Genomic DNA, 6819 nt, shown 5'->3' on the forward strand with positions numbered 1-6819 from the left:
CGGCTATCTGAAGGTGGCGCTGGTCGGGCTGGAGGCCACGGCCACGGGCGCCGCCGCCGCTCCCGTGCCGGCCACGCCGGGAACCGCGCCGTGACCCGGGGCCGCCGGCCTCCGCCGACTGGCCGCAGAGCCTCGGCCCGGGCGCGCGCCGCCGCGAGGCGCTGGCCTGGACCGGGGCGGCGCTGACCGTGGCGCTGGTGGCCACCGCGACCGCCGCGCTGGCGATGCGGCTCGACGACCAGTTGGGCCGCGAGGCGGAATCGGAGTCGGTGGTCTATCTCGATCTCACGCCGGAGCCGCCGCCGCCCTCCGCCGCGGCGCTGCCGGATTTCGCGCCCGAGACGCCGATGACCGAGCTGCCGGATGCGCCGGAGCCGGAAGAGATGGCCGAGCCGGAGCCCGAGGTCGCGCCGCCGCCGCCCGACATCCGCCCGCCGACCGACATGGCGCAGCTGCCCGACATGGCGCTGCCGCCCGACAGCTTCAGCCCGGAGCCGCCGCCGCCCGCCCCCGAGCCCGAGCCCGAGCCCGAGCCGGAACCGGAACCGGAAGTCGAACCGGAGCCGGAGCAGGCGCAGATCCCCGATGTCCGCCCGAGGCCCCGCCCCGAGCGCAAGCCCGAGCCCGAGCGCAAGCCGCGCGAGGAGCCGGTGAAGCGGGCCGCCCAGCCCACACCGCGCGCCGCCAGCCCGGCCTCCTCGACCCAGTCGCAGGGGCAGGCGGCGCTGCCGCAGGGCCGGCTGGACGATCTCGCGGCGCGCTGGGGCAACCAGATCCGCAGCAAGATCCAGAGATACGCCCGGGCTCCGCGCGGCAAGCGTGGCTCGATCGTGGTCCGGCTGGAGGTGGCGCGCAGCGGGGCGCTGATGTCGGCGGGCATCGTCCGCTCCTCGGGCGACCCGTCGCTGGACGCCGCCGTGGTGAAGGCGGTGCAGTCGGCGCGCAGCTTCGCCGCCGCCCCGGCGCAACTGCCCGGCGCGAGCCACAGCTTCAGCCTGCCGATCGATTTCCAATGAGGGTCGCCCTCATCGCCACTGCCCCAAGGAGACCCCGATGAACATCCGGACCACGACCCCGCAGGAAACCGTCACCGGCCATATCGTCGGGCCGGCGGAAGCCCTGATGGCCCATCTGCTGGACCATGCCCTCGAGCACGAGATGGGCTATCGCGCGCTCGGGAACGGCTTCGAGGTGGAGTATGACGGCAGCACCGCGCGCATTGCTCTGGAAGGCGACCGCGCGGTGCTGCGGCTGGCGGCGGGCGACGCCGCCACGCTCTACGTTATGCAGGAGATGGTGGCGCATCTGCTGGAGGGGTCGGAGGGGCTGGCGGTCTGGGACGAGGTCCGGCAGGAGGGGGCGATGCCGCCGAACCTGCGGCTGGTGCAGGTGGTCTCGGTGCGGCAGATCTCGCCGGGCTTCCGCCGGGTGCGGGTGGCGGGCGACATCGGCCGCTTCGACGGGACGCGGATCCATTTCCGCCTGCTGCTGCCGCCGAAGGGGCTGGAGCCGCAATGGCCGCGGGTCGACGCCACCGGCAGGGCGCGCTGGCCGGAGGGCGCGCACAAGCTGCACAACCCGGTCTACACCGTGCGCGACATCGACATCGCGGCGGGCTGGGTCGAGTTCGACGTCTTCCTTCATGACGGCGGCCGGACGACCGACTGGACCGGGACCGTGCAGCCGGGCGACACGGTGGGGATCATCGGCCCCGGCGGCAGCCACATGCCGCTGGCCGACTGGGTCGCGCTGTTCGCCGACGAGACCGGGCTGCCCGCGATGGCGCGCGCCCTCGCCGCGCTGCCCGCCGGGACGACGGGAACGGCGACCATCCGGCTGGCCAATGCGGCGGATCGCCAGGAGCTGGCGCATCCGCCGGGGGTGACGCTGACCTGGTTGACGCGCGACGACCGGACCGGGCTTCTGGAGGCGCTGGACCGGATGGTGCTGCCCGCGGCGGCGGCGGGCAGCCGCTACGTCTGGTTCGTGGCGGAAGAGGCCGAGGCCGACGCCGCCCGCGCCCGGCTGCGCGCCCTGGGGCTGGACCGGACCGAGATGCAGGCCGCGGCCTACTGGACGGCGTGAGAGAAACGGGACCGGGTGGCGGCAAGCGCCGCCCGGCAAGCGGAGGCGCGGTCGTCAGAGGCCGCGCTTCAGCACGTAGATGTCCATGATCCAGCCGTGCCTCTCGCGCTCGCTGTCGCGCAGGGCGAGGATCCGTGGCCCGGCCTCGGCCAGCGGCCCCGAAAGCACGACCTCCTCGGCCATGCCGACATAGGCGCCCCACCAGATTGTCACGCCTGACGGATCGAGCGTCTGGAAGGCGCAGGCGCCGTCCAGCATCACCACCAGCGTGTCGACGCCGGGAGGCCAGCCGTGGTCGCGGATCTGCCGCCCCGTCGTCACCAGGAAGGGCGCGCCGATCTCGTTCAGGGCGATGGCATGGGCGGCGGCCAGCGCCTGCATCGAGGTGATGCCCGGCACCACCGAGACCTCGAGCGGCAGGCTGCGCGCCACCCGCGCGGCGATGCGCAGGCTGCTGTCGTAGAGAGAGGGATCGCCCCAGATCAGCAGCGCCACCCGGCCTTGCGTGCCCAGCCCGTCGCGGATTGATGTCTCCCAGCAGGCGGCGATGGCGTCGTGCCAGTCGTCCACCCGGCCGCGATAATCGCCGGTCTCGGCCCGCACCGGCAGGTCGAATTCGGCCAGACGGGTCGCGGGGTTGGTCAGCACCTCGGCGCAGATCGTGCGGCGCAGCCCGGCGAGATCGGCCTTGTCGGCCCCCTTGCGCGGGATCAGCACCAGATCGGCGGCATTGAGCGCGCGGATCGCCTGCAGCGTCAGATGCTCGGGGTTGCCGGTGCCGATGCCGATGAGGGAAAGCTGGATCATTCTGTCGTCCAAGAGGGCGCGGCCCCCTGCGGGAGCCGCGCGAAGGGTCAGGCCGCGTGGTGCAGCCGGTGGGTGAAGAGGCCGGATTTCGCCAGACCGCGCGCCCCCTTGGCCGCGCCCAGCACCGCGAGATCGACCAGGGGCTCGATCAGCACGACGAGCATGTAGGCCGCGCCGAAGCTGCCGATGGCGGCAAGGTTGCCCGCCTCGAAGCCGTGGCCGTAGAGCGCCCAGAACCCGACCCAGGCCACCACGCCGCCCTGATAGGCGACCGAGAGCGACAGGACCTGCAGGTAGCCCAGATCGACATAGGCGGTCTCGCGCGGGATGACCTTGTGCGCGAGGGCGGTCAGGCCGAACAGCGGCACCAGCAGCGTGGTGACGTTCATGCCGTATTGCGGCAGGTCGAAGGGCGCGAAGAACAGGCCCTGGACCAGCAGGCCCAGCGCCAGACCGATGGCGGCGGGGGCGGCGCCGAGGATCAGGAACAGGGTCGAGCCGAGGATCAGGTGAACCTCGGAGACGCCGACCGGGTAATGCGGCAGGATCTCGAAGAACGAGAAGACGAGGCCGGTGGCCAGCACGGAGCGGGCGGCGAGCGAGGCCAACCCCTTTTCGCGCGCGGCCTCCCACGCGAGTTTCAGGGCATAGCCTCCGGCCGCCGCGGCGGTGCCGTAGCTCAGGAGGATCTTGGCGCCGGTGACGACGCCCTCTTCGATATGCATGTCAGTGACTCCAGGCCGTCACACCCGACGGCGGTTTCGGTTGCCTGCAGGGCCGGTATCCTGGCTGGCGGGTCTGGGCGGGTCTTCGGCCTTCCCGGGCTTGTCGCCCAGTGACCAGAGGTGAAGACCCGCTCGCCGCTGACAGTCGCGGGGGCGGCTGGGTCCGGGGCGCCGCAAATTGGTCCGCCCCTCCCCATTCCCGATTGAGTTCCGGTGCTTTGCACCTGACGGAACACCATGCAGAGCTGAACTCCGACACCATCCTTGCCGCCGCGTCAAGCATGATCGGACCCGGCCAGAGGGCCGTAGAGGATCAGCGCGGGCGAGCTGCCGCTGCCGCTGGCCAGCTGGGCGGCGAGGGCGGCGATGGTGCTGCGGGTAAGGGTCTGATCGGCATGGCTGACGGATTCCGCCAGCAAAGCCGGAGTATCGGGCGGCAGGCCTGCGGCGATCAGCGCCGCGGCCAAGGCCGGGAACGTGCGCTTGCCCATGAAGACGACGGTGGTCGCCTCGGGGTCGGCCAGCGCCTGCATGTTCAGCCGCGGCAATTCGCCCGTCACATCGGCGCCGGTGACGAACTGCACCCGCCGCGCGGTCAGGCGGCGGGTCAGCGGGATGCCGGCGAAGGCGGCGGCGGCGCAGGCCGAGGGCACGCCGGGGATGATCTCGTAGCCGATGCCCGCGGCCTCGAGCGCGGTGATCTCCTCCTCCAGCCGCCCGAAGATGCCCGCATCGCCGGATTTCAGCCGCACCACCCGCGCCCCGGTCAGGGCGTAATCGACCAGCAGCCGGCTGACGTGATCCTGCTTCGGCGAGGCCCGCCCGGCCCGCTTGCCGACCCCGACGAGATCGGCACCCTCGCGCGCATGGGCGAGGATCGGGCCGGAGGAGAGATCGTCGAACAGCACCGCATCGGCGGATTGCAGGCGCAAGATCGCCTTCAGCGTCAGCAGTTCGGGGTCGCCGGGACCGGAGGAAACGAAGGATACGAAGCCGGTCATGTCGCCTCTGCGATCAGATGAAAAAAGGTTCCGGTGGACAGCCCGCCGCCCGCCTGCCGCCTGAGCGAGCCGGTCTCGGGCACCGCCTGCCCCGCGGCATCGCTGACGCGTGCCAGCGGGGCGTCGGGCTGCTCGAGGATGGTGGAATAGTGGAACTCGTGCCCCCTGAGCCGCGCGCCCTGTCCCGGGATCGGCGCGGCAAGCTCGGCCAGCCGGTAGCCAAGGTGCATCTTGCGCTTCTGGAACGAGGTCACGAGCCCCAAGAGCCCGGTCATCGGATGGGCCACGCCCTCGGCATCGACCAGCGTTTCGCCCATCACCATGTAGCCGCCGCATTCGCCATGCACCGGCCGCGTTTCGGCAAAGCGCCTGATCCCGGCGCGAAAGCCGCTCGCCGCCGCCAGACGGCCCGCGTTCAGCTCGGGATAGCCGCCGGGCAGCCAGCAGACATCGGCGCTGTCGTCGGGGGCTTCATCCGCCAGAGGCGAGAAGGGCAGGATCTCGGCCCCCGCTGCGCGCCAGCCCTGCACCAGATGCGGATAGGCGAAGCTGAAGGCCGCATCCTGCGCCAGCGCGATCCGCTGGCCCGGCGGCGGCATCGCTACTTCCGGCGCAGCCTCGCCCTGCCCGCCCGCCGCCCGCAGCAGCGCGTCGAGATCGACCCGCTCCGCCATCAGCGCGGCGGCCTCGGTCATCAGCCGCTCAAGCGCCGGATGCTCGCCCGCCTGCACGAGGCCCAGATGCCGCTCCGGCAGGGCGATGCTCGCCAGCCGGGGCAGCGCGCCGAAGACGGTAATCCCGGCCCCGGCCATGCCGGCGCGCACCAGCGCCTCGTGCCGGGGGCTGGCCACGCGGTTCAGGACCACCCCCGCAACCCGCACACCCGGACGGAAGCCGGCAAGCCCCGAAGCCACCGCCGCCGCCGTCTGCGCCTGCCCCGAGACATCGACCACCAGCACCACCGGCCAGCCCATCGCCGCGGCGACATCGGCGCTGGCGCCGCTGCCGGTCTCGCCCGGCACGGCCACACCGTCGAACAGCCCCATCGAGCCCTCGGCCAGCACCAGATCGGCCCCCGCTGCGCGCGAGGCGAGGCCGGCGATCCGCGCCGGCGTCATCGCCCAGCTGTCGAGATTGACCGAGACCTGCCCGGTCGCCGCCGTATGGAAGGCGGGGTCGATGAAATCCGGGCCGCTCTTGAACGGCTGCACCCTGAGCCCGCGATCGCGGAACGCCCGGCAAAGGCCGAGCATCACCGTGGTCTTGCCCGCCCCGGAGGCGGGCGCCGCGATCATCAGGCCTGCGGGCATCACGCCGACTCCGGAAAGCGCGGCGCGGTGCCGACCGGGCGGTAGCGGCGGTCGTAGTCGCCGGCATAGAGCCGGCTCTCGTCGAAGCCCTCCTGTCCCAGCGCCCGGCCCACGAGGATCAGCGCCGTGCGCTCCATCTCGGCGCCGACCTCGGTCGCCAGTGTGCCCAGCGTGGCGCGCACCACACGCTCGTCAGGCCAGCTGGCACGCCAGACCACCGCGACCGGGCAATCTGCGCCGTAATGCGGGGTCAACTCTGCCACGACCGTCTCAAGCACATGAACCGAGAGATGGATCGCCAAGGTCGCCCCGGTGGCGGCGAAGGCGGCCAGCCGCTCGCCCTCGGGCATGGCGCTGGCCCGGCCCGAGGTGCGGGTCAGCACCACCGATTGCGCGATGCCGGGCAGGGTCAGCTCCGCCCCCAGTGTCGCCGCGGCCGCCGCGAAGGAGGGCACGCCGGGGGTCACGTCATAGGGGATGCCGAGCGCGCGCAGCCGCCGCAGCTGTTCGCCCATCGCCGACCAGACGGAAAGATCGCCGGAATGCAGCCGCGCCACATCCTCGCCGCGCGCATGGGCGGCGGCGATCTCGTCGATGATGGCGTCGAGCGACAGGGGCGCGGTGTTGACGATGCGGGCGCCGGGCGGGCAATGCGCGAGCACCGCTTCGGGCACCAGCGAGCCCGCGTAGAGACAGACCGGCGAGGCGGCGATCAGGTCGCGCCCGCGCAGGGTCAGAAGGTCGGGCGCTCCCGGCCCCGCACCGATGAAATGCACCGTCATTCGTCCCGTCCCTCCGCAATTGCCGCCGTGGCCCTGCCATCGGCTGAAGTCACCCGCGGCCCGAGAAGCCGCGCCCCCGGCCCCGCAGCCGCCAGCGCCGCCGCCTCGG

At 72.7% G+C, this 6819-nt stretch carries 7 protein-coding genes, 1 pseudogene and 1 riboswitch; of the genes and pseudogenes, 2 read left to right on the plus strand and 6 right to left on the minus strand.

The window, feature by feature from the left end:
* Positions 1-188: 188 nt before the first annotated feature.
* Together C5F48_RS20655 and C5F48_RS20660 are read left to right on the plus strand one after the other, a co-directional pair.
* On the plus strand, positions 189-1016 hold the full coding sequence (locus tag C5F48_RS20655; RefSeq protein ID WP_258186544.1) for an energy transducer TonB family protein: 828 nt from the start codon (positions 189-191) through the stop codon (positions 1014-1016).
* A 37-nt stretch (positions 1017-1053) separates the two neighbouring features.
* On the plus strand, positions 1054-2085 hold the full coding sequence (locus tag C5F48_RS20660) for a siderophore-interacting protein (RefSeq protein ID WP_107665672.1): 1032 nt from the start codon (positions 1054-1056) through the stop codon (positions 2083-2085).
* A 54-nt stretch (positions 2086-2139) separates the two neighbouring features.
* On the opposite strand, the gene cobF is transcribed toward C5F48_RS20660, so the two are convergent.
* The 6 genes and pseudogenes from cobF to C5F48_RS26250 form a co-directional block, all read right to left on the minus strand.
* Positions 2140-2892, minus strand: a complete 753-nt coding sequence (cobF, locus tag C5F48_RS20665; protein WP_107665673.1) for a precorrin-6A synthase (deacetylating) — start codon at positions 2890-2892, stop codon at positions 2140-2142.
* Between the two features lie 47 nt (positions 2893-2939).
* Positions 2940-3617, minus strand: a complete 678-nt coding sequence (locus C5F48_RS20670; protein ID WP_107665674.1) for an energy-coupling factor ABC transporter permease — start codon at positions 3615-3617, stop codon at positions 2940-2942.
* Between the two features lie 33 nt (positions 3618-3650).
* A riboswitch (cobalamin riboswitch) is annotated at positions 3651-3872 on the minus strand.
* Between the two features lie 20 nt (positions 3873-3892).
* Complete coding sequence (gene cobA / locus C5F48_RS20675) at positions 3893-4618, minus strand: uroporphyrinogen-III C-methyltransferase (protein ID WP_107665675.1); 726 nt, start codon at positions 4616-4618, stop codon at positions 3893-3895.
* Positions 4615-5928 carry a cobyrinic acid a,c-diamide synthase CobB gene (locus C5F48_RS20680; protein ID WP_107665676.1) on the minus strand — a complete coding sequence of 438 codons (1314 nt, stop codon included), beginning with the start codon at positions 5926-5928 and terminating at the stop codon, positions 4615-4617. Before C5F48_RS20680 ends, cobA begins: the two co-directional genes overlap by 4 nt.
* Entirely contained in the window at positions 5928-6710 is a 783-nt protein-coding gene (gene cobM / locus C5F48_RS20685) for a precorrin-4 C(11)-methyltransferase (RefSeq protein ID WP_107665677.1), read from the minus strand. The genes C5F48_RS20680 and cobM overlap by 1 nt, the downstream gene beginning before the upstream one ends.
* Positions 6707-6819, minus strand: a pseudogene (locus C5F48_RS26250) (cobalamin biosynthesis protein); the annotation flags it as partial. The gene cobM and the pseudogene C5F48_RS26250, both read right to left, overlap by 4 nt.

It is taken from the genome of Cereibacter changlensis JA139 (assembly GCF_003034985.1).
Taxonomy (GTDB): domain Bacteria; phylum Pseudomonadota; class Alphaproteobacteria; order Rhodobacterales; family Rhodobacteraceae; genus Cereibacter; species Cereibacter changlensis.

Bases quoted from the DNA above. Each gene is read 5' to 3' on its own strand.
- cobF (WP_107665673.1), bottom strand. From the start codon at position 2,892: ATGATCCAGCTTTCCCTCATCGGCATCGGCACCGGCAACCCCGAGCAT.
- cobM (WP_107665677.1), bottom strand. From the start codon at position 6,710: ATGACGGTGCATTTCATCGGTGCGGGGCCGGGAGCGCCCGACCTTCTG.
- C5F48_RS20660 (WP_107665672.1), top strand. From the start codon at position 1,054: ATGAACATCCGGACCACGACCCCGCAGGAAACCGTCACCGGCCATATC.
- C5F48_RS20680 (WP_107665676.1), bottom strand. From the start codon at position 5,928: ATGCCCGCAGGCCTGATGATCGCGGCGCCCGCCTCCGGGGCGGGCAAG.
- cobA (WP_107665675.1), bottom strand. From the start codon at position 4,618: ATGACCGGCTTCGTATCCTTCGTTTCCTCCGGTCCCGGCGACCCCGAA.
- C5F48_RS20670 (WP_107665674.1), bottom strand. From the start codon at position 3,617: ATGCATATCGAAGAGGGCGTCGTCACCGGCGCCAAGATCCTCCTGAGC.